This is a genomic window from Candidatus Krumholzibacteriia bacterium (assembly GCA_030748535.1).
Taxonomy (GTDB): Bacteria; Krumholzibacteriota; Krumholzibacteriia; order JACNKJ01; family JACNKJ01; genus JASMLU01.
The window spans coordinates 551,046-576,718 of record JASMLU010000001.1; the positions used below are offsets into that span (position 1 = coordinate 551,046).

At 57.5% G+C, this 25,673-nt stretch carries 26 protein-coding genes; 4 read left to right on the forward strand and 22 right to left on the reverse strand.

Features of this window, described 5'->3' with window-relative positions; all coding sequences use genetic code 11:
• Nucleotides 1-2: 2 nt before the first annotated feature.
• The 13 genes from raiA to QGH30_02630 form a co-directional block, all read right to left on the reverse strand.
• On the reverse strand, nt 3-557 hold the full coding sequence (gene raiA, locus QGH30_02570) for a ribosome-associated translation inhibitor RaiA (GenBank protein ID MDP7021216.1): 555 nt from the start codon (nt 555-557) through the stop codon (nt 3-5).
• A 179-nt stretch (nt 558-736) separates the two neighbouring features.
• Complete coding sequence (gene rpoN, locus QGH30_02575; protein ID MDP7021217.1) at nt 737-2,119, reverse strand: RNA polymerase factor sigma-54; 1,383 nt, start codon at nt 2,117-2,119, stop codon at nt 737-739.
• A 9-nt stretch (nt 2,120-2,128) separates the two neighbouring features.
• Nucleotides 2,129-2,869 carry an LPS export ABC transporter ATP-binding protein gene (gene lptB, locus QGH30_02580; protein MDP7021218.1) on the reverse strand — a complete coding sequence of 247 codons (741 nt, stop codon included), beginning with the start codon at nt 2,867-2,869 and terminating at the stop codon, nt 2,129-2,131.
• The gene (lptC, locus tag QGH30_02585; protein ID MDP7021219.1) at nt 2,862-3,455 is read right to left on the reverse strand and encodes an LPS export ABC transporter periplasmic protein LptC; all 594 of its coding nucleotides are present in this window, start codon (nt 3,453-3,455) and stop codon (nt 2,862-2,864) included. The genes lptB and lptC overlap by 8 nt, the downstream gene beginning before the upstream one ends.
• A 147-nt stretch (nt 3,456-3,602) precedes the next feature.
• Nucleotides 3,603-4,595: a KpsF/GutQ family sugar-phosphate isomerase gene (locus QGH30_02590; protein ID MDP7021220.1), complete on the reverse strand. Its 993-nt coding sequence runs from the start codon at nt 4,593-4,595 to the stop codon at nt 3,603-3,605.
• Entirely contained in the window at nt 4,592-5,128 is a 537-nt protein-coding gene (locus tag QGH30_02595; GenBank protein ID MDP7021221.1) for an HAD hydrolase family protein, read from the reverse strand. The genes QGH30_02590 and QGH30_02595 overlap by 4 nt, the downstream gene beginning before the upstream one ends.
• A complete protein-coding gene (kdsA, locus tag QGH30_02600; GenBank protein MDP7021222.1) occupies nt 5,115-5,945 on the reverse strand; it encodes a 3-deoxy-8-phosphooctulonate synthase in 831 nt (276 codons plus the stop codon). The genes QGH30_02595 and kdsA overlap by 14 nt, the downstream gene beginning before the upstream one ends.
• Nucleotides 5,942-7,579 carry a CTP synthase gene (locus QGH30_02605; protein ID MDP7021223.1) on the reverse strand — a complete coding sequence of 546 codons (1,638 nt, stop codon included), beginning with the start codon at nt 7,577-7,579 and terminating at the stop codon, nt 5,942-5,944. The genes kdsA and QGH30_02605 overlap by 4 nt, the downstream gene beginning before the upstream one ends.
• A 35-nt stretch (nt 7,580-7,614) precedes the next feature.
• Entirely contained in the window at nt 7,615-8,319 is a 705-nt protein-coding gene (kdsB, locus tag QGH30_02610; GenBank protein MDP7021224.1) for a 3-deoxy-manno-octulosonate cytidylyltransferase, read from the reverse strand.
• 60 nt (nt 8,320-8,379) lie between these two features.
• On the reverse strand, nt 8,380-8,631 hold the full coding sequence (rpmA, locus tag QGH30_02615; GenBank protein MDP7021225.1) for a 50S ribosomal protein L27: 252 nt from the start codon (nt 8,629-8,631) through the stop codon (nt 8,380-8,382).
• An 8-nt stretch (nt 8,632-8,639) separates the two neighbouring features.
• Nucleotides 8,640-8,948: a 50S ribosomal protein L21 gene (gene rplU / locus QGH30_02620; GenBank protein MDP7021226.1), complete on the reverse strand. Its 309-nt coding sequence runs from the start codon at nt 8,946-8,948 to the stop codon at nt 8,640-8,642.
• A gap of 88 nt (nt 8,949-9,036) precedes the next feature.
• A complete protein-coding gene (locus QGH30_02625) occupies nt 9,037-10,581 on the reverse strand; it encodes an Rne/Rng family ribonuclease (GenBank protein ID MDP7021227.1) in 1,545 nt (514 codons plus the stop codon).
• 82 nt (nt 10,582-10,663) lie between these two features.
• Nucleotides 10,664-12,367, reverse strand: a complete 1,704-nt coding sequence (locus QGH30_02630) for a hypothetical protein (protein ID MDP7021228.1) — start codon at nt 12,365-12,367, stop codon at nt 10,664-10,666.
• A gap of 214 nt (nt 12,368-12,581) precedes the next feature.
• Here QGH30_02630 and QGH30_02635 point away from each other — a divergent pair, with 214 nt between their 5' ends.
• On the forward strand, nt 12,582-13,478 hold the full coding sequence (locus QGH30_02635; GenBank protein MDP7021229.1) for a proline dehydrogenase family protein: 897 nt from the start codon (nt 12,582-12,584) through the stop codon (nt 13,476-13,478).
• Nucleotides 13,479-13,480: 2 nt separating this feature from the next.
• On the opposite strand, the gene QGH30_02640 is transcribed toward QGH30_02635, so the two are convergent.
• The 3 genes from QGH30_02640 to trmB are packed head-to-tail and all read right to left on the reverse strand — an operon-like array spanning nt 13,481 to nt 15,429.
• Nucleotides 13,481-13,846 carry a hypothetical protein gene (locus tag QGH30_02640; GenBank protein MDP7021230.1) on the reverse strand — a complete coding sequence of 122 codons (366 nt, stop codon included), beginning with the start codon at nt 13,844-13,846 and terminating at the stop codon, nt 13,481-13,483.
• Nucleotides 13,847-13,855: 9 nt separating this feature from the next.
• Complete coding sequence (locus tag QGH30_02645; protein ID MDP7021231.1) at nt 13,856-14,842, reverse strand: tRNA pseudouridine(13) synthase TruD; 987 nt, start codon at nt 14,840-14,842, stop codon at nt 13,856-13,858.
• Nucleotides 14,839-15,429 carry a tRNA (guanosine(46)-N7)-methyltransferase TrmB gene (gene trmB, locus QGH30_02650; protein MDP7021232.1) on the reverse strand — a complete coding sequence of 197 codons (591 nt, stop codon included), beginning with the start codon at nt 15,427-15,429 and terminating at the stop codon, nt 14,839-14,841. Before trmB ends, QGH30_02645 begins: the two co-directional genes overlap by 4 nt.
• A gap of 75 nt (nt 15,430-15,504) precedes the next feature.
• Here trmB and QGH30_02655 point away from each other — a divergent pair, with 75 nt between their 5' ends.
• Nucleotides 15,505-16,230: a deoxynucleoside kinase gene (locus QGH30_02655; GenBank protein ID MDP7021233.1), complete on the forward strand. Its 726-nt coding sequence runs from the start codon at nt 15,505-15,507 to the stop codon at nt 16,228-16,230.
• Between the two features lie 32 nt (nt 16,231-16,262).
• Nucleotides 16,263-17,582 (forward strand): hypothetical protein, encoded by a 1,320-nt coding sequence (locus tag QGH30_02660; protein MDP7021234.1) that lies wholly within the window; start codon nt 16,263-16,265, stop codon nt 17,580-17,582.
• A 103-nt stretch (nt 17,583-17,685) separates the two neighbouring features.
• Here QGH30_02660 and QGH30_02665 read toward each other — a convergent pair whose 3' ends face one another.
• The 6 genes from QGH30_02665 to purL are packed head-to-tail and all read right to left on the reverse strand — an operon-like array spanning nt 17,686 to nt 24,477.
• The gene (locus QGH30_02665) at nt 17,686-18,846 is read right to left on the reverse strand and encodes a saccharopine dehydrogenase C-terminal domain-containing protein (GenBank protein ID MDP7021235.1); all 1,161 of its coding nucleotides are present in this window, start codon (nt 18,844-18,846) and stop codon (nt 17,686-17,688) included.
• A gap of 1 nt (nt 18,847) precedes the next feature.
• A complete protein-coding gene (locus QGH30_02670; protein MDP7021236.1) occupies nt 18,848-19,219 on the reverse strand; it encodes a hypothetical protein in 372 nt (123 codons plus the stop codon).
• Nucleotides 19,220-19,278: 59 nt separating this feature from the next.
• Nucleotides 19,279-20,700: an amidophosphoribosyltransferase gene (gene purF, locus QGH30_02675; GenBank protein ID MDP7021237.1), complete on the reverse strand. Its 1,422-nt coding sequence runs from the start codon at nt 20,698-20,700 to the stop codon at nt 19,279-19,281.
• Entirely contained in the window at nt 20,693-21,283 is a 591-nt protein-coding gene (locus tag QGH30_02680) for a hypothetical protein (GenBank protein MDP7021238.1), read from the reverse strand. Before QGH30_02680 ends, purF begins: the two co-directional genes overlap by 8 nt.
• Nucleotides 21,273-22,109 carry a phosphoribosylformylglycinamidine synthase I gene (gene purQ, locus QGH30_02685; protein MDP7021239.1) on the reverse strand — a complete coding sequence of 279 codons (837 nt, stop codon included), beginning with the start codon at nt 22,107-22,109 and terminating at the stop codon, nt 21,273-21,275. The genes QGH30_02680 and purQ overlap by 11 nt, the downstream gene beginning before the upstream one ends.
• The gene (purL, locus tag QGH30_02690) at nt 22,102-24,477 is read right to left on the reverse strand and encodes a phosphoribosylformylglycinamidine synthase subunit PurL (GenBank protein ID MDP7021240.1); all 2,376 of its coding nucleotides are present in this window, start codon (nt 24,475-24,477) and stop codon (nt 22,102-22,104) included. The genes purQ and purL overlap by 8 nt, the downstream gene beginning before the upstream one ends.
• 125 nt (nt 24,478-24,602) lie before the next feature.
• Between purL and sppA the strand changes: the two genes are divergently transcribed.
• A complete protein-coding gene (gene sppA, locus QGH30_02695; GenBank protein ID MDP7021241.1) occupies nt 24,603-25,628 on the forward strand; it encodes a signal peptide peptidase SppA in 1,026 nt (341 codons plus the stop codon).
• Nucleotides 25,629-25,673: the final 45 nt, after the last annotated feature.

The window sequence follows — 25,673 nt, forward strand, 5'->3', positions numbered from 1 at the left end:
TCTTATTCCTCGGGCTGAATCAGCCCATAGTTGTCGTCTTTTCTCCGATAGACGATGCACATGTGTTCGGTTTCTGAATTGCTGAAAACCCAGAAATCATCCCCATGAACTTCCATCCGGCTGATGGCTTCCGCAGGGCTGAGTCGATCCAGATGCAGCATCTTCTCCTGAATTACCTGGGGAGACTCCTCCACTTCCATTCCGCTGCCCAGGATGGTGATCGACCCGGACTCGAAACCACCCACCCCTGCGGCCACCGTCTTCCGGTTCCTTCGGTTCAGCATGCGGGTCTTGTACTTTCTCAACTGCCTCTCCAGCTTGTCGGACAGACCATCCACGGCGGAGTGGAGATCATCGCCGCTTTCCTTGGCCGTGAAATCTACTTGAGGAGCATGAAGAGAGGCTTCTGCAATCTGCCAGTGCTTTTCGGAGCTGAGAAGAACCCGCACCTCCATAATTCCGTCCATATAACGATCCAGTTTCCCCAGCTTCTCTTCAATGTACTCCCGAAGAGAATCGCTCATGTCCATTTTGCGAGCAGTGATCGAGATTTTCATCGTAACCTCCTGGCCGGGGAAGGGTGAAAAAAAACCGCGCAGGGAAACCCACGCAGAAATGCCACTGGGGCAGGGAACGGTTCTTTTGACAAGACTGAATCAATCTCACTCCGGGAAGGGATAGGATCACCTTCTCTTGGAATCTTAGCAGCGAGCAGGCATTCCGGCAAGTCGGAATGCTAGTACTCCTTGCGCATTCGTGCAGGCAGAACCCCCATCTGTTCCCGATACTTGGCAACAGTTCGCCGGGCAATCACCAGACCCTCGTCCTGCAAGGTGCTCATGATTTTCTGGTCGCTGTAGGGTTTGCCCTTGTCTTCTTTCCGGATAATCTCACGAATCCGGTCCTTGGCCGCCTTCGCACTGACTTCTTCTCCTCCGGAAGTACTCAGGGAACTGGAAAAGAAGTACTTCAGGGAATAAGTTCCGCGAGGGGTCTGAACATATTTCTGACTGGTTACCCGGCTCACCGTGGACTCGTGCATGCCGATCCGGGTGGCCACCTGCTGAAGAGTCAGCGGGTTCAGTGCCTGGGGACCCTTGTCGAAAAACTCCCGCTGTTCTTCCACAATTGCATTCATGACCTTGACCATGGTGCTTCGCCGCATCTCGATGGTCTTGATTAACCACTGAGCATCGCTGGTTTTTCCCTGAATAAAATCCTTCGTCTCCCGGGACTGCTTCGCCATGTCCTCCTGATAGGCCTTGGAGACCCTCAAGCGGGGCAGGAAACGGTCATTGAGAGTGACAACATATTCCCCGTCCACCTCATCAACAATCAGGTCCGGCGTTACATAGTGAGGATCCTCATTGGAGTAACCGAGGCCGGGCTTGAGATCCAGTTCACCCACCAGAGACACGGCCTCCTGCACTTCCTTAATGGAGAGCTTCAGCTTTCGGGCAATCTCCGGGAACTTCTTGTGAAGCATGGCCTGAAAGTAATCGCGCACCAGAGTGGCCGTCAGACTATTCTCTTCTCCTCGCGCCTTCAACTGCAGGAGAAGGCACTCGGACATGTCCCTTGCGCCGATACCGACCGGCTCAAGAGACTGAACCTGCACCAGGGCCTTCTCCGCAACCTCCTCACTCACACGAAACACATGAGCGATTTCCTCCAGAGAAACCGTCAAGTATCCCCGGTCATCCAGACTGCCGATGATGTACTCGCTGATTTCCAGAATCTGGGCATCCTCGCAGTGGATGCGAAGCATCTGGAGCAAATGATCTCCAATATCCTGATGGTAGATGGGAGCCTTTTCGATAAAGTCCTCTTCGGAGACATCTTCATGCTGATCGTGCTGCATCTCCAGGCCGTCGTTGAAGAAATCGTCCCAGGTCTCGTTACTTCCGGCGGCCTGTTCCTCGGTCCCTTCATTTTCACCCTGCAAACGATCGCTCTCCTCTTCCTCGATTTCGAGAATGGGATTGCTTTCAAGCTCGTTCTTCAGTGCTGTCTCCAACTCCATCGTTGGAAGCTGTAGAAGTTTCAGGGCCTGCTGAAGCCGGGGGGTCATGACCAGCTTCTGGTGCAGGCCCATATTGAGCCGGAACTTCATCTCCATCAAATACTCCTAGAGACGGAAGGTTTCCCCGAGATAGACCTCGCGGACCTCTTCGTTTTCGATCAGTTCCTCCGTCTGACCGGAGCAGACGATACTGCCCTCACTCAGTACATAGGATCGGTCGGTGATACTCAGGGTTTCTCTCACATTGTGATCGGTGATCAGGATGCCGAGGCCCATTTCTTTCAACTGACTGATGATCTCCTGCACATCTCCCACCGCAATGGGATCAATCCCAGCGAAAGGCTCATCGAGAAGGAGATAGTAGGGTTCCGTGGTCAGCGCTCTTGCGATCTCCACTCTCCGACGCTCGCCACCACTGAGTTGGTGCCCGTAGCTTTTTCGAAGATGGGAGACCTTGAGTTCCTTCAGCAGTCTCTCGCGCCGCTCCTCCCTCTCTTCCTTTTCCAGGGGAAGATACTCGAGGATGGCATCAAGGTTGTCCTGTACCGTCATTCGACGGAACACCGAAGACTCCTGGCTGAGGTAGCTGATGCCGAGGCGGGCCCGACGGTACATGGGCATGGACTGGATTTCATTTTCTCCGAAAAGTACCCGGCCGCCATCAGGGCGAATCATGCCAACGATCATGTAGAAGGTCGTCGTCTTCCCCGCGCCATTTGGCCCCAGAAGTCCGACCACTTCGCGGGGGCCGAGGCTCAGGCTGACACCATCCACCACCCTGCGCTTTCCATAAATCTTGACCAGTTCTTCGCCCCTGAGAATCCCGGGTTCAGACCGTTCAATCATCAAACTCTCCTTCCATGTCCGCGATCCTGCTGAAGGGCTCCCGGGCAATGGTCACATCCTCCAGACCCTCGTCGCTTCGAATCTCGTAGCCACTGTAATAGTCTTGCCCTTTCCAGACTTCTACGAAGGAATCCGTGTGGAATTCCCGGCGGACATGGTCCCAGTGCAGTTCGGAGCTTGTCAGTACATATCCTTCAGTACTGACAATCCTGACGTTTCCATAGGCAGTCCCGTTGCTCTTGCCGTCACGCCGATCCTGACTGGCTGAATCCGCAGTAAGGACGCTTCCCGCCACACCCTGCTCGTCGTAGAAGCAGAGTCGGATTCCGTGAGCCCGTACTTCCGGGCGAGAGTCGTAAATCCAGGCCTGCTCCCCTGCGAGAGTCATCTGAAGTCTCCCGGAATCCCTCTCGGCAATCTCGAAATCCCAGAGGATTTCCCGGGGAATCTCCTTCGCGGAATCCAGGCCGGACTCCTCTGAGCGGCGAGAACAAGCGAGAAAAGACAGGAGAATGCCCAGAAAAACAATGAAAACTGGCCCGAGAGAGGGAAGGGGGGAACGCTGGTGGACAGGCTTTAGTGACAAGGCAACTCGTTTTCTTTCAGTGAGTTATGATTCACTTAAGGCTATAATAGACCCTTGGAGAGAGCTTGTCAAGCAATCCATATGCCAGAACTATGGGGAATCAGAAGAAATCAGGAGAAAGGCAGGGAAAGCACGGGGAAGGGCAAACTAGCCCAGTCCGGCGCGGAGAATATCATGAATATGGATGAGTCCCAGAGTCTTGCCCTTCTCATCCAGAACCACCAGGCCGGTGACGGGTCCCGGTCTCTGTTCTTCCATGAGGGTCAGGGCCTCCGTGGCCAGAAGATCGGGGGAAGTGCAACGGGGATGGGGACTTGCATATTTCTCAACGGCCTCTTCCAGTGGTTCCGCTGTATCACCCTGCAAAAGAGCCCGCTTGAGGTCGCCGTCCGTGAGAAGACCCCGGATATCTCCGCCTTCTTCCTCCAGCAGGCAGACCATGCCCAGCCCTCCCTCAATGATCGCAAGAAGGGCGTCTCGAAGCAGGGTCTTCGGAGTAACCCAGGGCAGGTCCTCCCCACTGTGCATCAGATCCCGGACTCTCAGGCTGAGCCGTTTTCCCAGAATGCCCCCCGGGTGAAGTCGCAGGAAGTCTTCGGAACTGAAGCCCCGCAGTTGCAATAGCGCAATGGCCAGAGCATCGCCCATGACCAGGGCCGCCGTACTGCTCGAACTGGGCGCCAGATTATTGGGGCAGGCTTCCTGCTCGACCGAACAGTCCAGGGCAAGATCCGCTTCCCTGGCAAGACGGGAATCCATCTTGCCGCTCAGGGCAATCGTGAAACAGCCTTTTCCCTTCAGGAAGGGAAGCCAGTAAGCAAGCTCCTCGTTCTCCCCGCTCTTTGAAATCAGGATGCAGAGGTCTTCCCGTCGAAGGAAACCCAGATCGCCATGGGCTGCCTCGGTGGCATGAATAAAGGTGGCAGGAGTTCCCGTGGAACTGAGAGTGCTGGCCACTTTGCGCCCGACATGACCCGACTTGCCCAGACCGGTCAGCACGACACGCCCTTCACAGCGATGAAGGGCTTGCACGGCCTGAACGAAGTCTTCGCCCAGTCTCCCGGACAGGGAGGCAATGGCATCGCCGGTGATCGAGATCACTTCTCGCCCGGCATCGAGAATCTTCTGCGAGTCGCTCATGAGTCCTCTCCAAGAAAGGGAGCACAGACTCCGTCCCACAGATCCTGAGCCTTCAGCACCGCCTCGATCACTTCCCTTGCGGCTCCCCTCCCGCCGGAGCAGTCCAGCTTCCAGTCCACGAAGTCCAGAAGCTCGGGGCGGGCATTGGCCGGAGCGGCCGACAGACCCACTTCCCGCATCCCGGGAAGGTCGAAGAGATCATCGCCCACAAAGATGGCTTCCTCCGGAGACACCTTCATTTCCTCCAGAATCTCCCGAACCGCCTGTCCCTTGTCCAGTCTTCCGAGCCGGATGCAATCCACCTTCAAAGCTTCTGCCCGGTCTCTCAATTCCTGCTCATCCTTGCCGCTACAAAGGGCCAGGGACAGTCCCGCCTGCCGCGAGAGATAAAAACCGAAGCCATCGTGTACATGGAATTTGCGACCACCGCCGAGGTGAGGGCTGCTCAGGCTTCCATCGGTCAACACCCCGTCCACATCAAAGATGAAGAGCCGGATTCTGCGAAGGGAGGAAAGGAGTTCAGGGGAGGGCATTTCCCGCCTCCATGGCAGATGCGAGGGTTTCCAGATTCTCGAGAAGCTCTTCGGCTTGCTTGAAATCCAGTTGAGTGGTCGAGTCACTAAGCGCATTTTCAGGATCGGGATGAACTTCCAGGAAGAAGCCGTCCACGCCCATGGCAAGCGCGGCCCGGGCCATGGGAAGAACATGTTCCCGGCTGCCGCCTGTGGAACCTCCCGCTGCGCCGGGCTGCTGCTGGCTGTGAGTCAGGTCAAAGAGAACCGGATGACCGCTATGCCGCATGGTGGGAAAGCTGCGGAAATCCACCATCAGGTCCCGGTAGCCGAAACTGCTGCCCCGCTCGGTGAGCAGAATCCTGTCGCTCCCGGCACGACGAACCTTCTCCGCAGAAAAGGGAAGATCCGAGGGCGAAAGAAACTGACCCCTTTTGATATTAACCGGCAAACCGGTCGCGCCTGCGGCCTCCAGAAGAGAACTCTGTCGACAGAGAAAGGCGGGGATCTGAAGCGCATCCACGACTTCGGCCGCCCGGGCGGCATCCTCCACCTGGTGGATATCGGTAATCGAGGGAAGCCCCGCACCCTGTGCCACCTCTCCGATCATTCCCAGAGCTTCCTGGGGATCCAGGCCCCGGAAACTGTCCACGGAGAGTCGATTGTCCTTGAGAAAACTGGCCTTGAAGACCAGAGGCCAGTCCAGGCGACGGGACAACTCTGCCAGAAAAGCAGCGCTGTCCTCCAGCATGCGCCGTCCCTCGACCACGCAGGGCCCGGCGATCAGAAGCGGCCTGCGCCCCCCCACTTCCGCCGATCCGATGGAAAAGCGGCTCATGTAACTTCCGCCTTCTTCTGGCTGAGGCGAAGCGAGGTCGCCACCAGTTCACGGAAGAGAGGATGAGGGCGCCCCGGACGGCTCTTCAGTTCCGGATGGAACTGGACGGAGATGAAAAAGGGATGCGAGGGAATCTCGACGATCTCCACCAGTTCCCCGTCGGGAGAAAGACCGGACAGTTTCATGCCCGCCTTCTCCAGCTTTTCCCGAAAGAGATTGTTGAACTCATAGCGGTGACGATGACGCTCGTGGATCAGTCCGGAGCCGTAGCAGACCTCGGCCAGGGAACCGGGCGCAATTTCGCAGGGATAACTTCCCAGCCGCATGGTGCCGCCCATCTGGGCAATGCCCTTCTGTTCTTCCATCAGGCAGATCACCGGAGAGGGGCTCTGTGGAGAAAACTCCGTGCTGTCAGCTCCGGGCATTCCGGCCGCATTTCGGGCAAACTCGATCACTGCGGACTGGAGACCCAGACAGATCCCGAGGAAAGGGATGCCCTTCTCTCGCGCCAGGCGAATGGCCTCGATCTTGCCGTCCACGCCCCGAACCCCGAAGCCCCCGGGAACCAGAATCCCGTCCACGCCCTCGAGCCTCTCTTCCACATTGCCTTCGTTCAGAGCTTCACTGTCCACCCAGCGGACACTCACCTGTGCCTGATTGCTCTGTCCTGCGTGAATGAAGGCTTCGATGATACTCTTGTAGCTGTCGTGGTGATTGACATACTTGCCGACCACGGCAATCTCCAGCTTCCGGGGAGCCGACAGGATTCCCTGCGCCATTGCCTTCCAGGAAGCAAGATCCGGTTCCTTCGACTCCTTGCCCAGCTTTTCCATGACCTGACGGTCGAGGCCTTCGGCATGCAGGCGAAGGGGGACCTCATAGATAGACTCGACATCCCGTGCCTCGATGACATCCTCGGAGCGCACACTGCAGAACAGGGCGATCTTGTCTTTTACGTCCTGGGCAAGGGGCCGCTCGCTTCTGCAAATCAGAAGATCCGGTTGAATGCCGATTTCGCGAAGCTTGTTGACACTGTGCTGCGTGGGCTTGGTCTTGATTTCCCCTGCCGACGCGATCCAGGGAACGAGGGTGAGGTGGGCGTAGAGCACATTCTCGCGACCATGCTCGAAGGGGAACTGTCGGATCGCTTCCAGAAAGGGAAGGCCTTCAATGTCACCCACGGTGCCGCCGATCTCTGTGATCAGCACATCGAGTTCCGGATCCTGTTCGGCCACTCTCAGAATGCGGCCCTTGATCTCATTGGTCACATGCGGAATAACCTGCACCGTGCGCCCGAGGAAATCTCCCCGTCGCTCCTTGGTCAGAATGGAATCGTAGATCTGCCCCGCAGTAACATTGTTGTCCCGGCCCAGGGCCTGATCGAGAAAGCGCTCGTAATGTCCCAGATCCAGATCCGTCTCGGCACCATCATCCGTGACATAGACCTCTCCATGCTGGAAAGGACTCATGGTTCCGGGATCCACATTCAGATACGGGTCGAGCTTCAGGAGAGACACATTCAGCCCCTGCCGTTTGAGCAAGAGACCCAGAGAAGAAGCGGCAATCCCCTTGCCGAGAGAGGAGACAACGCCCCCCATGACAAAGATGTACTTCGTACGACCCTGCTTGGACACGGGAAACTCCTTTTATCTGTGGGAACCCGAAGAGACTAGAGTGCTTCCAGGTCTTTTTCAATGACTTTCAGATCTTCCGGGCGATCCACTCCCGGAGACCAGTTCTCCACCGTCGCGACCAGAATCCTCATCCCGGATTCCAGAGCCCTCAGTTGTTCGAGGTTCTCGGAGGATTCCCTCTTCGTCGGGGGCAGGGAGATGAACTTTTCCAGCGCGCCGGGGCGATAGAGATAAACCCCGATATGGCGAAGAGTCTCCCCCCGCCTGTTCTCGAACTGTCGGGAGAAATCAAGGGCCAAGCCCTTTTCATCGAAGCAGACCTTGACCCGGTCGGGATTATTACTTTCCCCTTCCCCGAGGGGACAGGCCAGGGTTCCGATCTCCGCCTCCGGGGACTCTTCCATGGCACGAAGAAGCGGTGTCAGAGACCGGGGATCAAAGAGGGGTTCATCGCCCTGCAGGTTCAAAATCCAGCCGGTCCAGCCCCGGGAAGCCTCCGCCACCCGGTCGCTTCCGCTGCGATGTTCGCTGGATGTCATGACTGCCGCAAAACCTGCATCCTCGACCACCCGCAGAATCTCCTTATGGTCGGTCGCCACGAGAAGACGATCCACATCGGGAATCCGGGATGCCCTCTCACAGACATGGAGGATCATGGGACGCCCGGAAAGCGGGGCAAGCATCTTGCCCGGAAAGCGGCTTGATGCCATTCGGGCCGGGATCACGACCAGAAGCGACATATCCCCCCATAAAAAAAGCAGGCACTGAGCCTGCAATTCAAAAAGGAAGGGGAAGAAAAACTAGGGGAGCACATTGCAGACCCTGCGATCCTTGCCCTTGCGGGAGAAGTTTACGGTCCCGTCCACCAGGGCAAAGAGAGTATCGTCACGACCGCGACCGACATTCTCGCCGGGGAGAATCTTCGTTCCCCGCTGACGAACCAGAACGCTTCCTGCAGAAACGCCCTGCCCGGAGAAACGCTTGACTCCAAGATACTGGGCATTGCTGTCGCGTCCGTTTTTGGAGCTTCCTACACCTTTTTTATGTGCCATGGGGACTCCTAGCTGATTTCCTTGATCTTCAATTCCGTGTATAAGGTCCGGTGCCCAATGGTCCGGCGATAGTTCTTCCGGCGCTTCATCTTGAAGACCCGAAGTTTCGAACCCTTGCCATGAGCCATGACTTCGGCACTGACGCTAACGCCTTCAAGGTAGGGCTGCCCCGCCTCGAAATCAGAGCCCTCTCCCCGGGAGAGAACTTCTTCAAAAACGACCGTTTCACCGACTTCGGCGCTCAGCAGGGGAACCCGGATCAACTGATCGGGCTTCACCTTGAACTGCTTGCCTGCAACTATTACCACAGCGTACACCGTGGGTCCTCCTTCTTCTTGCACAAGGGCATATATCTAGTCAATTTGAGACCTTCTGTCAAGATGCTCATTCGCATCCTCCCGATTATCAGCTACTTACCGCGGAAATCAGGTCCCTTCCGGTCTCCATTGCCGTCACCTCGAAATGTTCGCGGTGAAGTCTAGGATCATCGAGAATATGAAGCTCCACGCGGAATTCCTGCTCCAGTTCCTGAAGAAACTCCAGACGATGCGTCCGCAGATAATAGGCAAGAACCGGGTTTACACGAATCATGTACTTCCGCTCCCGCACCCGGGAGGCAACTCTGCGCAGAAGGGTCTCCATCTTGTTGCTGAGGCTCTCCGGCGTAAGGATATGTCCGGAACCACCGCAGTAGGAGCATTCTTCATTGTAGTAGTGAAGGAGACTGGGTCGCACTCTCTTGCGACTCATCTCCACCAGGCCCAGAGGCGTAATGTCGTACATCTTGGATCTCGCACGGTCGGCCCGCAGACAGTTCCGCAGTTCGTTGGCCACTTTCTGGCGGTCGCTCTCTCGATCCATATCGATGAAGTCGATCACGATGATTCCGCCGATGTCCCGTAGCCGCAACTGGCGGGCAATCTCGCGGGCCGCATAGAGGTTGGTAGTCAGGATCGTCTCGGCCTGATTCTTTTTCCCAACATACTTTCCGGTATTGATGTCGATGGCTACAAGAGCTTCCGCGTGGTCGAAGAGAAGATAACCGCCCTTCTTCAACCAGACTTGCCGGCGCATTGCCTTTTCCAGCTCCGCCTCAATCCCGAAGTGGTCAAAAAGAGGTTCCTGTTCCCGGTAGTAGAGAACTCGCCTCTCCAGTTCGGGAGAGTAGCCTCGAACATACTTGGCCAGGGTGGCATGTTCCTTCTCGTCATCGATCAGGAGTCTCTTGACATCTTCATTGAAGAGGTCGCGAACCAGCCCCGTGGTCATGGAAACTTCCTTGTGCATGCAGGTCGGTGCCTTGGCCCGCCCGGACTGGGACTTGATCTTCTGAAAGGCACGCACGAGTTCCTTGATGTCCTCTTCGATCTGTGCGCTTTCCACTCCTTCGCCCGCGGTGCGAACGATCACTGCATAGCCCTTGGGGGTAACTTTCTGAATGATGCGCTTGAGACGACCGCGCTCGTTCCGGTCGAGAATCTTCCGACTCACCCCCACGTACTCGTGACCCGGCATCAGGACGCAGAACTTGCCCGGGAGGGAAACCTGCGCGGAAAGCCGGGCGCCCTTCGTGCTGATCGGTTCCTTGGTGACCTGCACATCGATCTTGTCGCCCTTCTTCAGAAGCGACTCGATGGGAGGGAACTGTGAGGAATCGCGACGCCGGCGACGGCCGCCGGTGTGGGCATCGCCCTCACCCTCGATTTCCTGAAGGAGGGAATCCCCTTCCGCAAGATCGGATACGTGGAGAAAACCGGCCTTCTCCATGCCAATATCCACGAATGCGGCCTGGATTCCGGGTAAGACCGCCTTGACGGTGCCCTTGAAGATACTGCCGACAGTGCGCGCATCATCCGGTCGCTCCACGAGAAACTCCACGAGTTCCCCCTGTTCGCGAATAGCAATGCGCAGCTGCGCCGAAGTTACATTGACGAATATTTCCTTTTGCATGAATCCCCATTTCGTGTTTCCACACGCAGGGAGCCAGCCCATCCCGAAGGGATGCGATCAAGGGAAGAAAAGCGGAAAGCGTCTAGGGAGAGAGTTCCTCCAGAGTCAGCAGGATTCTTCGTTCGCCGTCGGGCCAGGTCCAAGCCTCATAGAGGATCTGCATTCCGCTTGGCGTAAAGCGCGGAAACAGTTCCTGCCCCGGATTGTTGGTCACCCTCCATGGGTTTCCACCGTCAGCGTCCATGATCCACAAGTCAGAGCTTCCGTAGAAGCCCGAACTGTAGACAATCCTGCTCCCGTCCGCTGAATAGGACGGGTAGCTTTCCAGTTCAGAGGTGTCGGTCAGTTGAACGCGTTCTGCGACGGTGACCGAATCCCCCTCAAATGCAAGGTTCAGGCGGAAAAGATCTCCGCCATCGACATAGAGCAATTCTTCCTCATTGACCGGGTTGAAAAAAGGCTGGCGTCCCCCATCATCCGTGAGAGCGCGAGGCAACTGGCCTGCGTCAGGCAACCCGTTCACATTCAATTTTACAATCCAGAGCCCGTCGCTTTTGATGTCGGCATCCTCATCGGAGATGCCGTCTTCGTCATCATCGTCGGCAGGCACATAGCCACTGGAAAGAGAGGCCCGCAGTTGCGCGTGCCGGACTTCTCTGTCCTCAAAGTTTGCGAGGCCGTCCCCATCGTCATCCTGATAGGTCCCGGGCCAATCGTCATCGTTCCAGTCCCCGGGATTGTCCTCATCGATCTCGCCATCTCCATCATTGTCGAGACCGTCATTGGGATCTTCATCCATGAGCCCGTCTTCATCGTCGTCATGGGCTGCAATGTAGTTTCGCATGTTCCAGCCCGCGCTACCCTCTGCGGGGTCTGGATCCTGCATGACGGAAACTTCCGGATCCTGAAAATCCGCCAGGCCGTCATTGTCGTCATCTACGCCCAGGTAGCCAGGGGCACCGTCATCCGAACCCCCGTCCTGGCTTTCAATAGAACCGATCGGGTCTTCGCCCTTCGCGACGTCCCAGTCGCGGTCGTAGTGTTCGAGAGTGGTGTCGGCAAAGGCAAGCCACTGCTGGCCAAAGTCGTCCGCAATGGAAACCGTTGCGTAATTCCCGCCCGTGAAACCCCATTCCACGGGAAGAGTGTCCGATTCCGCCACATTCTTCTTCGTGTACCAGTACTGCCAGTTCGGAGGACGCCCTGCGCCGGAGTTGTAAACCTCGTCGAGGGGAGGGTCGTATTCACTGCCGGAGAGGGGGCTTGTCGTGGAAGCAATCTGGCTCAGCTTGGTAAATCCCATGGAGTAGAAAATGCGGTCGTTCAGGGAATCGTAGGCCAACTGCCGAGGACCCGCGAAGTACACTCCCCCGGGGTAGCTGGGATGGCTGGCACCATTTTCTGATGATTCGTAATGCCCGATCTCGGTAAACTGCACAGCATTGGGCACGGTGATCACGAGAGTGGAATCAAACTCGTTGGGGAAATACTGGGTCACCGGATAGGACTCGTAGTAGCCGTCTTCATCGAAATCGTAAAGCTCCAGTGAGTAGATGTCCCCGGTTCCGTTGAAAGTACTGGAAAAAGCCATGCTGAGGATGTTCCCGGAGACCTGCATGGGAAGGGGAGAGCCCGAATCCATCCCCGGAGTAATTTCCAAGGATTCCATGATCAGGGCTTCGTCATAGGGAGATTCAATGTTGGGCTGTTCCGCACAGGACAGTGTCAAGGCAAGGGACAGCAACAAGACGAGGAATGGGCTTCCGGATCCCCGAAGTGTCCGCATGAAATCTCTCCTCAGATCGCAAGTGACAGAATACGCAAGGGAGTCCGAAAGGACCCCGGACGAATCTGGATAACACCCCCACTCCCGACTGTCAAGCCGGCAAGCGAAAGCACGGAAGGAAGATGCGAGATTTCGGACAGATTCGCAAGCCCCTTGACCCCAGGCTCCGGGATTCCTACTATGCCAGCGCTCAGGCAAAACAGTGGAGATGGATATGCCCTCTTTTCTGGATCACACAATTGCAGCCCTGCTTCCTCTGCTCCCCCGTCCCCTTATTCGCAGGTTCTCGGCACGATACATCGCAGGGGACTGCCTCGACGATGCGGCCTCCCTGGCCGCAGAACTCAGTACAGAGAGCGTTCGCAGTACCATGGACATCCTGGGCGAGGATGTAACTCTGCCGGAACAGGCGGAGCATTACACCAGAGAATACCTCACTCTGCTGGAGGAACAGTCCCGCTTGGGCCTCGACCGCAATGTCTCGATCAAGCTCTCCATGCTGGGGCTGAAGATCGACCCGGAACTCTGCCTTTCCAATATGCGAAAGATCATGGACAAGGCGGCCTGTCTGGACAGCAAGATCCGCATCGACATGGAGGACAGTTCCTGCACGGATGACACTCTGGACCTGTTCCGCACTCTTCACGGGGAGTATGGCAAGGTTGGCGTGGTCATTCAGGCCTACCTCTACAGGAGCATGACTGACATCGAGGCACTCTCTGACCTTTCCCCAGACTTCCGGATCTGCAAAGGCATCTATGTCGAGAGCCATGAGGTAGCCCTTCAGGATGCCGATGAAATCCGGAAGAGCTTTCTCCAGCTTCTCGAGAGGATGTGGGAACTGGGCAGCTATGTAGGCATTGCCACCCACGATGGAGAACTGATCGATCAGTGCCTGCAGTTGATCCGCGAGAAAGAAATCGGAAGGGATCGCTATGAGTTCCAGATGCTGCTGGGAGTTCAGAAGCACCTGAAAGACCGCCTGATTCGGGAGAAACAGCCCCTGCGAATCTACATTCCCTTCGGCGCAGACTGGTATGCCTACAGCATCCGCCGCCTTAAGGAAAACCCCGCCATCGCGGGGCAGGTATTCCGCTCCCTCTTTCGCTAGCCTCAGGAAGTCCGGAAAGCCTCCCACTCTCCCTCAAGGTTGCAGGGCTCCACGCCTGCACTCAATAGCTCCGAAATGGTCAGACCCAGGCGAAGAATCAGCCTCTTGACGCCGGGAGTTTTCTCCGGATCCGTGGAAGGCAGGCATCGTAGGAGGAGTGCGCCTTCTTTCTGCTGAAGGGATAGAAAGAAATAGCGGGGCAGCCCTCCCTCGGCCACCATTCCCTCGGCCAGAATCTGCTTCTCCTCCCGGTCAATGAAAAAGGCTCGAATCTTCTGCACCCCCAACTCATCCTTTGCCTCCAGTGGCTTGAGGCGGGGGAAGAGATCGGAGAGCGATCCGGGGTCCTGGATTTTCAGGTGCGGCATGATTTCCCCTCAGGGCTGGATTCCAAGTTCGCGGACAAGCACCGTGGCATAGCTTCCGGGGGGCAGAGAGAAGTTCAAGTGATGGCCCTTCAGGGCAAGCCCCTGCACCGGGACCCGGAGCGGTCGCCGGGCTCCCGTGAGAGAAGCGGAAAAGGACTCTTCCCAGCCCCCCTCTTCCAGAGTCTTCCTCTCCGTCTCCCCGACAGAACCTTCTGCCTGTCGCATCTTCCGGCCCGGCATCGGGCCACTGGGGCTGATTTCGAGATCTCTGGCCCGCTGCATTTCCCCTTCGGGATCCTCCACCAGAAAGATGGCTCCCTTTGAGTGAATCCAGGCAAGGTCTCCGAAGCGCAATTGGTCGAGGGCCTGAATCCTGTCTGCCAGAATCCGGTTGAAAAGAAAGGACTGGTAGGAATGAACCAGAAGTTTGTCGCGGCTTCCCCGGGGACGACGGTTTAGAAGAAGCAGTGAGTGGCCGCGAGCGGCATTGTCCCCGTGACGGCCGAAACGCTGAGGGCCATAGTAATTGGGCAGGCCCTGTTCCTCCAGCATCCGGATCCTGTGTTCCAGATCTCCGATCTCGCCCTGGAGAAGGAGGGTGAAACGGTTCCCCGAAAGATGGCCGGTTTTCAGTTTGTTTCCGTGAGGGCGGGCTTCGATCACCTGATACTCATCATCCCCGAGTCGACCGAGGTTCTTTTCAGCTTCCTTTCGAGGCAGGGAAATCCTCTGCCGGCAGGTAGCATGGCGATCCTTTCGCCCGGCCCAGCCCATGCGGGACTCGGGAATTCCGAGAGTCTCCGCCACTCTCCTGATCAGTTCCCCGGTGGTCAGATTCTGCTTCTCGATCTCCAGATAGAGATGCTCTCCCTCCCCGGAAGCTTCATAGAGAGGAATTTCCTCCACCCGGAAGGTGTCCGTGGAGGGACTCCAGTGCAGCGGGAGAGGTTCCTCCCCGGATCTTCGGGGAAGCTCCTGGTAGTCCGGTATCTTCACCCTGCCTCCTTGCGGAGCCGAAAGTGATGGATCCCGCGGCCCTCTTTCCGGTACTTGATCTCATAATGAGTCAAGCCTTCTTCAAAGACCTGTTCCCAGGGAAGGGGCTGAAGGAGAGGATGATCCCCCAGCCTTTGCCCGATCCACTCTGCATAGCCACCGGAATCCGTGACAATCCTCAATTCTCCACCATTGTGGAGAATCCTCTCGCACTCCCTGAGAAAGGGGTGATCGACAAATCGTCTCTTCAGATGCCGTTTCTTCGGCCAGGGATCCGGATAGTAGGCGTGCACCACTTCTACCGATTCTTCGGGCACAAACCTCTGGAAGAAATCCACAGCCTCTGCATTCATGACCCGCAGATTCGCCATCTCCCCCGCCTTCTCAATGCGCCGTTTCCCGTCCCGATACCACTTGCGGGACAGTTCCACTCCCAGAAAATTGACATCCGGCCGCTCGGACGCTGACTTCAGGAGAAATCTTGCCTTTCCGAAACCGATCTCAACCTCCACGGGATTCCTGTTCCCGAAGATTCCCTCCCAGCTGAAATCTTCAGGCAATCCCCGCTGGATTTCCATATCTCTCATGCAGCCTCCTGTCGTTTACAGTTGCAGGAGGCTTCCCACTTTGTCAATCTCTGCCTGAACGCAAGAAGGAGTTCCGTGTCTTCCACATCCTTTCAACACATCGTTCTGGCTGGCAATATCGGAGCGGGGAAAACTACCCTGACCCGACTCCTCTCCCGGCGCTACTCTTGGCGATCCTACTACGAGAGGGTCGATGACAATCCCTTTCTGGAAGACTTCTACTCCGACATGGCTCGCTGGGCGTTTTCTCTGCAGACCTTCTTTCTGGCTCATCGAGTGGAAGACCATCGACTCATTGCTGATAGGCAGGAAAGCGCGATTCAGGATCGATCCCTGCAGGAAGACGCGCTGATCTTTGCCCGAAACCTCCACGAGATGGGTCACATGAGTGAGAGGGAATGGGAAACCTATCGACGGCTTTACCAGCAGGCTCGCGCCCTCCTCCGCCCTCCCGACCTGATCGTCTATCTTCGCAGAAGTCTGGAGGGACTGCAGGCGAACATCGAGCAAAGAGGCCGGGACTTCGAATCGAAAATCCCCGCAGACTACCTCCTGCGCCTGAACCGTTTCTACGAAGACTGGATTGCCTCGGAAACCGTGCCCACACTGATTGTGGAAGCCGACCACGTGAACTACCTGGAGAAGGATTCTGACCGGGAACATCTCTACGCCCAGTTTGAGAACGCACTGGGGCAGGGAGACCTCTTTTCGGATTCGGCTCCCCGTCCCGAGGATCCGCGCTTTGAGTTTCACTCGAGAGAGGCCCATTCTCTGCTTGGTCAGGCCGGGTTTTCCGGCTAGAATGATCCTCTCATTCAAGAAGTCTGGACGGAATGAACCTTCCTGAAGCCAGAATCCTCCGTCGCGAGGATCATCAAATCTCCCGAGAGGACATCGACCCGGATGCCCTGAAGGTACTCTATCGACTCCACAGTCGGGGTTTTCGTGCCTTTCTGGTCGGAGGCGGAGTGAGGGACCTCCTTCTCGGGCGCACGCCCAAGGACTACGACATCGGCACGGATGCCCGCCCGGCGGAGGTTCTCAAACTCTTTCGAAACAGCCGGGTGATCGGCCGCCGCTTTCCCATTGTTCACATTCTCTTACCACGAAGGAAGTTCATTGAAGTCGCTACCTTCCGCGCCCTGGAAGAAGAAGTCGGTGACGCCGAAGGGGAAGAGGAAGAGAGGCTTCTGGAAGAGGCCGACCGGCTTCTCGGGGGAGACCCCCCTTCCGGGGAGGAAGCCCCTCCCTTGCGTAAGGACCGGCGTCCGAGCCCTCTGGAGATCTCGAAACGGCAGAACTATGGAAGCCCCGCAGAAGATGCCCTGAGGCGGGACCTCACCGTCAACGGCCTCTTCTATGACATCGCCGACTTCTGTGTCATCGACTATGTAGGCGGTCTGGAGGATCTGGAAAAGCGTATCATCCGCAGTATTGGAGATGCAGAGACCCGCTTCCGCGATGACCCGGTGCGCATGATCCGGGCCGCCCGCCATGCCGCCCGCATCGGCTTTCAGGTAGAGGAAGAAACCTGGAAGGCCATCCTGAAGCACCGGGAACTGATCTCTTCCTGCAACAAGGCACGCCTGGTGGAGGAGTTCTACCGGGACCTTCTCGGCGGAGCAAGTTTCAGCACCTTTGCCCTGATGAAGAAAGCCGGGATCCTGTCGGCTCTTTTGCCGGAACTCGAAACGTTTCTCCCGGACGATCCGGAGGACACCGCCTGGCGTCGCCTGCGAATCCTGGATCGCAAGATCGCAGAAGGCGAGGAGATCCCCTCCTCTCTGGGCCTGGGAACCCTCTTTGCCTTTCCCATGCTCGACCACATCCTGAGCCTGGAGAAGCAGGGATCCCGTCGAAGCGATATCGGTCGAGCCGCCTACCGTTTTCTGAAACCCATGGCCCTTCGTCTGGGCGTCTCCCGCCGGGACACCGAGCAGCTTTTCCTGATCTCCATCAGCCAGCGCAAGATGCTGGCCTTTCTGGACGGAGGACGGATTCCCCGTTTCCTGATGCACAAGAACTACTTCCAGGAAGCGCTCCATCTGCTGGAAATCGAAGCAGAGGCAAGGGGCATTGAAATGCCGGAAGTTCAGTTCACCTCCTCGAAGGGCAATAAGAGACGGCGGCGACGGCGACGCCGTGCGAACTGAGTCTACAGTACTCTCCCCCGGGTTTTTCCAGCGCGGAGTTCTGGAGGTGGCCAAAGCTTCGGCGGACTGGCCCGGCGTTTTGTGGAAAAAGGAAACGGGTTCCTCAGCCGATAGAGTCGCTGACCCTCTCCTGAAGATTGATTCCCCTCCGGGGCAATTCCTCCAGAAAGAGACGGGCGGGAATGGCCTCTTCCAGTGACAGGGCCCCGGCTCTTTGGGCATCTCCGCGGGCAAGCATCTGGAGAACAATCGAGGCGGGAAAGGCCGTCGTTCTTCGCATTGCCGACATTCCCTGTTCTTCGTTGAAGAAGTCCATCATCTCAAAGCGGCGGTGGATATTCCGCTGCCCCTGCTTCCCTTCCGCATCGACACGGAAGAGAATCAGATCCTTCGCCTCAAATGATGTGAGGTATTTTTCAAGAATCCGGCTGGTGAACTCCCGGGGACTCCCTGCATCCCCTTCTTCTGGTGTTTCGCTGAAAAAACCAAGATCGCGGAGCATGCGGATTTTGTCTGCATGACCCGGGTAACGCAGGGTCTTGTAGTCGAGATTCCGGACCCGGCCTTGCAGGGTCCAGGGCAGGGTGCTCGCCCCCCCCAGAGTGCTGAAAGCCTCACAAAGCCCCACGGGCTCGGGGAACTCGAGACTCTCCACATCGTCCAGAGTTGTCTGGAGGTGGATCTTCCCGTCCCGAAGCTGGACGGCCTCGCCCAGGTATTCGTTGACCAGTCCGTGAATGGAGAAAAAGAGAGCATAGTCCAGCGGAGGTCTAGGATCCTGGGGAAGTCCCCCCACACGGATCTTCACTTGCTCGACCTGATCCATATCCTCAATCGCCGCCATCGTGACGGTGGCAGCCATTCCGGGAGCCAGTCCACAGTCAGGAACCAGACAGGCAGAGTTTTCCCGGGCCAGAGAGTCAAGCTTCAGGATCTTCTGCACAATGTCCGTGTTGCCGCCCAGATCCACATAGTGAACTCCCCTGCGGGCGCAGGCTTCCGCCACCGCCAGTGTCATAAACCAGGGAAGGGCATTCAGGCAGGCATCGACAGAGGAAAGAAGTTCTTTCAGGGTCTTCGGATCGGAGAGATCGGCGGGAGATGTCCCGATGTCAAGCCGGGAAGGAGGAAGAGACTGAAGAGCCCGGTTCAGGATTTCCCGAGTCCGGTCGACCAGAAGAACAGACTCCACTCCGGGACTGTTTGCCAAATCCCAGGCGGCAGCGCTGCCCTGCAGTCCGGCTCCCAGAACGAGTACATTCATATCAGAACCCGTTGATCCGATAGTAAAGCCAGGTCATGAAAAGAGCCATGGCCGCAATCGAGGATCCAACGATCCAGACATGATTGTCCCGGTAACGGATACTCCGGACATTTTCCAGAGGAAGGAGGTATTCCTGCTCATGGGAGATGACCCCGTCATCAACAATCCTGACCAGGGTCAGGGTCAGGGTGTCCGGCGCCGCTTCCACAATGGACTGGGCAAAGTAGCGAATGCCCTGATCATCGAGAATCTGGATGTTGCCATAGTGATCCACTTCACCGATTGCTTCTTCGGTGTTGAGGTCGACGGTCTTCACACAGCCAATTGTCAGTACGAGCAGGATCAGTGCGAGGGAAAGGCGACGTTTCGGCATGAAGGAAAACTCCTTGATTGGAAGATCGGGAGGGAAAATAGCACCCGTTTGCCACAGATTCAAGCCTTCTCGGCGATGGTCTCCTCCGCATCCGCTTCTTCCAGTTCATGCTTGTTCCAGGCATCCACGGAAACCGGGTATTTTCCGCTGAAGCAGGCTGTGCAGAAGTCCCTTGCTTCCTTCACACAGGACATCATGCCTTCAATGCTCAGATAGCCCAGGGAGTCCACTCCCAGAAACTCGGCAATTCCGGGAACATCATAGCGATTGCGAATCAGTTCTTCCCGGGTGGGCATATCGATCCCGTAGAAACAGGGATGCGCAATCGGCGGGCTGCTGATCCGAAGGTGCACTTCCGCGGCTCCGGCCTCCTTGAGAAGACGGACGAGTTTTCGCATGGTCGAACCCCGCACAATGGAATCATCCACCACCACAACCCGTTTGTTTTTGAGAACACCCCGCACAGGATTGAACTTGAGCAAGACTCCCCGGTCGCGAACCGTCTGCTTCGGGCTGATAAAAGTTCTCCCCACATAGTGATTGCGGATCAGTCCGAACTCGAAACGGGTGCCGCTCTCCAGGCTGTATCCAAGAGCGGCACTGTTGCTGGAGTCGGGAACGGAGATCACGATGTCCGCATCGGCGGGATGCTCCTGAGCAAGCTCCTTCCCCAGTTTGCGGCGCACCTTGTCCACATTCTCACCGAAGACAATGCTGTCCGGACGGGAAAAGTAGACGTATTCGAAGATACACTGGGACAGCGATGAGGGGCTTACCACCTGAATGCTACGCATTCCCTTGCCGTTGATTACCACCATTTCTCCGGGAAGCACATCCCGCAGATATTCTCCCTTGACGATATCAAAGGCGCAACTCTCGCTGGCCACCATCCAGGAATCTCCGAGTTTCCCGAGGCAAAGCGGACGGAAGCCCTGAGGATCACGATAGGCAAAGATCTTCTCCCGGCTCATCAAAAGGAGGGAAAAGGCACCCTCCAGACCACGCACCGCTTCCATGAACATGTCCTCAATCTGCGTGGCTCCGGATCGGACAATGCGGTGAAGGACTACCTCGCTGTCACTCGTGGACTGGAAGATGCTCCCACTTGCCTCCATGTTCGTTCGCAGGCTGAGTGCATTCGTGATGTTCCCGTTGTGGGCAATAGCCAGACGACCGGCCCGGGTGTCCACCAGAATCGGTTGGGCATTGATCAGGCTGACCCGCCCCGTGGTCGAGTAGCGGTTGTGGCCAATGGCAATACTGCCTTTCAGGTCCTCAAGGCTGCCAGCATCGAAAACATCTCCCACCTGCCCCATGCCCAGCTTGCGACGCATGGTCTCGCCATCGCTGGCCACCATTCCACTGGACTCCTGCCCCCGGTGCTGAAGAGAGTAGAGTCCCAGGTAGCTGATTTCCGCTGCACGGGGATGCCCCCAGATTCCAAAGATCCCGCATTCCTCGCGGGGTCGATCTTCATGCATCGGAGGAACCTTCCTTTTTCAGGGAGAAGAGTCTGGCTTCCTGATAGTGAGGATTGTAGAAAAGCCCCCGCTCGCGACTGCGGCTACGGGCCATGCCGACCAGGGCGGAAAGAGCCTGCTCCCGGCTCTCGCAGCGAATCCGGATTTCCCATAGCACGCCCTTTTTCAGGGAAGTAAGGCGGGCGGGATGGATCCTCTCCGAACCCGGTTTGCGAAGCCTCTCCTGCTCGCCACCTTCATCGGTGATCCAGATCCGGGCCTTCCAATGTCCTTCGCCTTCCAGTTGCGAGGGTGCAAGAAGGGTATCCGAATTCAGAGGCTCGCCACTTCCCAGAAGCAAACCATCCTGAAAAACCGCCTGATGCTTCGTAGTGTTGACGAAGACTCCCGTGCGAGCCACTTCCCTTTGCAGTTTTTCACGGAAGATCGACTCGCTCTCGGCATCGCCCTCGAAGCGCCAGAGATCTCTGCGGCGGAGACCCAGAAGGCGATCCCCCCAGGAAAGAGTGTCCCGCAGGGCCATGGCTGCCGTCTCACAAACCAGATCGACGGTCTTCAGGGACACAAGAAGGTCAAGATGCATGGCAGGCCTCCTTCTTGAGGGCGGCGGCACTAACCATGGCACGAAGGATTTTCATTCCGGGCCCATCCGACTGGAGTTCTTTCCAGTCCCCCCGCGCTTTCCGGCGAAGTTCTGCCCAGTGCCCCGGCAGTTCTTCCGGAACCTGGCCGAGCCAGGCCGCTCTCTCCGGGTGCGGCATCATGGCAAGAACATTGCCCCGGGGATTACAGATACCAGCGGCATCCTGTAGGCTTCCATTGGGATTGTCAGGCCAACTCGCCTCCCCCCCATCGGCACTGCGATAGCGAAGGGCAATCTGTCCCTTTTTCTCAAGCTCTTCGAAGAGTCCTTTCCGACGACTCGTGAAACGGCCCTCCCCATGAGCAAAAGGAATGGGAAGAAGCTCGCCTTGTAGTGGCGAAAGCCAGGAAGGAGACGCAGAGGAAACTTCCAGCGTGGACCAGTCGGAGAAATAGCCCTCCCGCCCCACCATCCGGTTGGGAGCCAGAGCAAGATCCACCTCGCCGGAACGGAGTCCCGGGATAAATCCCGCCTCCACGAGAACCTGTGCCCCGTTACAGATACCGAGAATCGGCTTGCCCTTTTCCGCCTCTTCGGCAAGAGCCTCCAGTACCGGCTCCTTGGCCGCCACCACTCCTGCCCGGATACGATCCTGGTAACTGAATCCACCGGGCAGCAGGAAGAGATCAAAGCCGGCAAGCAGGGAAGGATCTTCATTCCAGCGCAGGATGCTCGCACTCGCTCCCGCATCCTCAAGAGCGCGGGCGGATTCATATTCGCAGTTTACCCCGGGAAACTGGAGAACCAGGGCTCGCGGGCTAGACATGAGTCTCCTCTCCGGCCGGGAAGAGAGAGGGAAGAGTGGAACGCCAGGCCCGGCTAAGCTCCTCATGGCCCAGTGCCAGGATCTCCTCTCCCTTGCATGAAATCCGAAGCCGGGCTTCTTCCTGAACCTCGCCCAGTCGATTGACTTCCAGGAACCTTGATTTCAACAGATCCTCGAATTCCCCGGCGCGGTCGGTCTCGACTTCCACAAGGAAACCTCCCGTCTCCGAGAAGAGTTGCGCCGGAGCGCGAAGCTCGCCCCTGAGATTCAGCGACAAGCCTCTCGAGCGACCCCCTCGCCGCCCGAGCATCATTTCCGCTGCGGCCACGGCGAGGCCTCCCTCGGAGATGTCATGAGCCGCGGCCACCATTCCCGAAGAGATCGCTTCAATCACCGCGAGACACTCCCGCCGCAGTCGCTCGTAGTCGGGTTCCGGCAGTTCGCCTCCCTGAACCCCGAAGAGAACCCGGTGCCAGGCACTGGCCCCCAGTTCCTCTTGTCGCTCTCCCAGCAGATAGACCGGATTGCCCGCAGACTTGAGGGAAAGCCCCTGCACTAAACTCACATCGTCCACCCGGCCAACCAGGCCGACAATGGGGCTCGGGGGAATCGCCCGACCCTGGGCACTTTCATTGTAGAAACTCACATTGCCGCTGATCACGGGGATGGGATGGGAAGGACTGTCCTCGCAATCATCGGCAGCCATGCGCCCGATGCGGCGGCAAGCCTCTCCGATGCCACGCACCCCTTCGGCAAAAGCGGCAAAGGGACCGGGTTTCTCCGGGTTCCCGTAGTTCAGGCAATCGGTCAGGGCCAGAGGCCAGGCTCCCACACAAGCCAGATTTCGAACTGCTTCGCAGACGGCCAACTCGGCACCGCGACGGGGATCCGCAGCTCCGTACCAGGGGTTGCCGTCGCAGGTAACCGCCATGCCGAGGGGACGGTCGCGGAAGGGGGCAATCAAACCGGCATCGGCCTCTCCGGGTCGAAGAAGCGCATGCCCCTTCACTTCCTGATCGTAGTGCTGATAGAGATAAGAGCGGTCACAGAGATTGGGATCGGAGAGAAGTGCAAGAAGATCCCGACCGGCATCAAAGGGAGCCGGCTCCGGCAGCTTTCTCTCGGGAAGTTCCAGTTTTTCCTCCCGGTCGTAACGGATGCCGCTGGTCACCACCTCGACTTCCGCATCACAGAGAACTTCCTCTCCCCGAAGCAGAACATAGCGCGTCTCTTCGGTTACTTCCCCCACAACCCGTGCATAGGCTCCGCGATAGACATGGGGAAGGTCATAGTCCTCGTTGTAAATCTTTAAAACCCGGTCGCTCACTCTGCGCGGCACGGCAAGTCCGTATCGTTCCTGAGTCTCGCTGCAAGCAATGACATGGCCGGGAAGAGAGGAATCGGAAACCGGCACTTTCTCAAGATCCACACGCATGCCAAAGCCGCCGGCTTCTGCCAGTTCACTGGAGACACAGGCAATGCCACCGGCGCCGAGATCCTTGAAGCCGATAGCAAAGCCCTCTTCCTCTGCAAGGCGAAGAACCGCACGGTTCGCCTCACTGAGAACGCGTTTGAGGAAGGGATCGGGAACCTGCACGGCCCCGCGGTTTTCTTCTTCCTCATCGAGGATCACGCTGGCAAAGGCCGCACCGCCAAAACCACTCTCATCGGTGGGCTTGCCGACCAGAATGAAATCGTAGGGCTCCTCCCGAGCCTGCTCCGGAACCCGGCTTCGAATGACGCCATCCTCGGGAAGAAGACCCAGAGCCACCACATTGACCAGACAGTTGTCGTCATAGCCGGGATGGAAAACCAGATCGCCCCCCAGATTGGGAACGCCCAGTGCGTTTCCGTAGTGCCAAATGCCGTCGACCACACCGGAGAGAATCTCCCGGCTCCGCTCTCCATTGGCTCCCCGGGGGTCGCCCATTCGCAGGGGGTCGAGGACACCGATCACTTCCGCTCCCATGCAGTAGACATCGCGAACAATGCCGCCGATGCCTGTCGCTGCGCCTTCGAAGGGGAGAACCTGGCTCGGATGGTTGTGGCTCTCGTGGCTCATGGCCACGCACCATTTCTTTCCGTCGGCCTCCCCCAGACGCACAATGCCCGAGTCCTCGACAGGACCCAGCACCACATCGGGTCCCTCGGTGGGAAGATGTTCCTTGAGCAGCTTTCGGCTGCTCTTGTAGGAACAATGCTCCGACCACATCGTATTGAAGAGAGTGAGTTCGGTAAGAGTCGGCTCCCGGCCCAGCAGCTCTGCCACCCTTCTCGCCTCAGAAGGCTTCAGGGACAGGGTATGCTCGGACAGAACTTCCAGAAGTCTGGAATCACTGAGACTGGTGATTTCGATCACCGCTTGCATGGGATGACCGCCGTATTTTGGGAGACAGAGAGTTTGGAAAGACTGTATAGTACGCAGGAAGCAGAGGATGTCCAGTTTTATCAGCCTGAGCCGGATTCTTTTTCGAAATGAACAAGGAGGCCCGCGTGGACGCGCACAAAACCATCCAGTCCATCTTTCACATTCTGGGAATTCTGGTGATTCTCGGCTTTCTCGCCCTGCAGGGCGCGGGGTGCATGATCATGGTCAGCGCCATGGGAGATTCCGCAGGCAGTGTCTCCACGGGAAGTGAGGCAGAGGATGAGTTCCTCTTCGGCGATGAATCTGCCGAGACTCACTTCCTGAGAATCCCGATCGAGGGAATCATCCTCAACCAGCCCGAAGAACGCTTCCCGGGTCTGAGCGAGGAGAGCATGCCTGCGAGAACCCATAGGCTGATTGATCATGCCCGCAAGTCCGATGAAATCGCGGGAATCCTCGTGGACATCGACTCGCCGGGAGGAGCGGTCGACCCCAGTGATGTGATCTACCACCAGCTCATGCGCTTTCGGGAGGAAAGTGGCAAGCCTGTGGTGGCGCGTCTTCGGGGAGTCGCCGCCAGCGGAGGATACTACATCGCCTCGGCCGCAGATCTGGCCATCGCCCATCCGAGTTGTATCACCGGTTCCATCGGCGTGATTATCCAGTCAATGAATATGCGCGGCCTCTTCGACAAACTGGGCCTGGAACTGCTCACCCTGACCAGTGGCCCGAACAAGGATCTTCTGAATCCAGGGCGGGAAATGAGCGACGAGGAAAGAGCCATCCTCATGACGGTCGTCGACGATGCCTATGGCAACTTTGTCCGAGCCATTGTCGAAGGGCGGGAGATGGACGAGGGACTGGTTCGAGAGCTGGGAGACGGCAGGATCTACACAGCGGCCCAGGCTCTGGAGAACGGGCTGATTGACGAGATCGGCTACGAGGAAGAGCTTCTGGAGATTCTTCGGGATCTCAGCGCTTCCGCCACGGTGGATGTTGTCAGCCGTGAAGAGCCGACTTCCCTGCTGGATGTCCTCGGACTGGAGATCCGTTCTCTCTTCCCTTCTTCCACTCCGGAACAGATTCTCGGAATGAGAACAAGCACGCTCCGGGAAGCCGGGCTCTATTATCTCTGGGAACCGGGCCTGTAATAGTAAACCCCGGAGCCTGAGCTCCGGGGTTTCTTTTTCGAAAAG

Coding starts and splice junctions, on each gene's coding strand:
- raiA (MDP7021216.1), bottom strand. CDS start 557: ATGAAAATCTCGATCACTGCTCGCAAAATGGACATGAGCGATTCTCTT.
- rpoN (MDP7021217.1), bottom strand. CDS start 2,119: ATGGAGATGAAGTTCCGGCTCAATATGGGCCTGCACCAGAAGCTGGTC.
- lptB (MDP7021218.1), bottom strand. CDS start 2,869: ATGATTGAACGGTCTGAACCCGGGATTCTCAGGGGCGAAGAACTGGTC.
- QGH30_02590 (MDP7021220.1), bottom strand. CDS start 4,595: ATGAGCGACTCGCAGAAGATTCTCGATGCCGGGCGAGAAGTGATCTCG.
- QGH30_02595 (MDP7021221.1), bottom strand. CDS start 5,128: ATGCCCTCCCCTGAACTCCTTTCCTCCCTTCGCAGAATCCGGCTCTTC.
- kdsA (MDP7021222.1), bottom strand. CDS start 5,945: ATGAGCCGCTTTTCCATCGGATCGGCGGAAGTGGGGGGGCGCAGGCCG.
- kdsB (MDP7021224.1), bottom strand. CDS start 8,319: ATGTCGCTTCTGGTCGTGATCCCGGCCCGAATGGCATCAAGCCGCTTT.
- rpmA (MDP7021225.1), bottom strand. CDS start 8,631: ATGGCACATAAAAAAGGTGTAGGAAGCTCCAAAAACGGACGCGACAGC.
- QGH30_02625 (MDP7021227.1), bottom strand. CDS start 10,581: ATGCAAAAGGAAATATTCGTCAATGTAACTTCGGCGCAGCTGCGCATT.
- QGH30_02630 (MDP7021228.1), bottom strand. CDS start 12,367: ATGCGGACACTTCGGGGATCCGGAAGCCCATTCCTCGTCTTGTTGCTG.
- QGH30_02635 (MDP7021229.1), top strand. CDS start 12,582: ATGCCCTCTTTTCTGGATCACACAATTGCAGCCCTGCTTCCTCTGCTC.
- QGH30_02640 (MDP7021230.1), bottom strand. CDS start 13,846: ATGCCGCACCTGAAAATCCAGGACCCCGGATCGCTCTCCGATCTCTTC.
- trmB (MDP7021232.1), bottom strand. CDS start 15,429: ATGAGAGATATGGAAATCCAGCGGGGATTGCCTGAAGATTTCAGCTGG.
- QGH30_02660 (MDP7021234.1), top strand. CDS start 16,263: ATGAACCTTCCTGAAGCCAGAATCCTCCGTCGCGAGGATCATCAAATC.
- QGH30_02665 (MDP7021235.1), bottom strand. CDS start 18,846: ATGAATGTACTCGTTCTGGGAGCCGGACTGCAGGGCAGCGCTGCCGCC.
- QGH30_02670 (MDP7021236.1), bottom strand. CDS start 19,219: ATGCCGAAACGTCGCCTTTCCCTCGCACTGATCCTGCTCGTACTGACA.
- purF (MDP7021237.1), bottom strand. CDS start 20,700: ATGCATGAAGATCGACCCCGCGAGGAATGCGGGATCTTTGGAATCTGG.
- QGH30_02680 (MDP7021238.1), bottom strand. CDS start 21,283: ATGCATCTTGACCTTCTTGTGTCCCTGAAGACCGTCGATCTGGTTTGT.
- purQ (MDP7021239.1), bottom strand. CDS start 22,109: ATGTCTAGCCCGCGAGCCCTGGTTCTCCAGTTTCCCGGGGTAAACTGC.
- purL (MDP7021240.1), bottom strand. CDS start 24,477: ATGCAAGCGGTGATCGAAATCACCAGTCTCAGTGATTCCAGACTTCTG.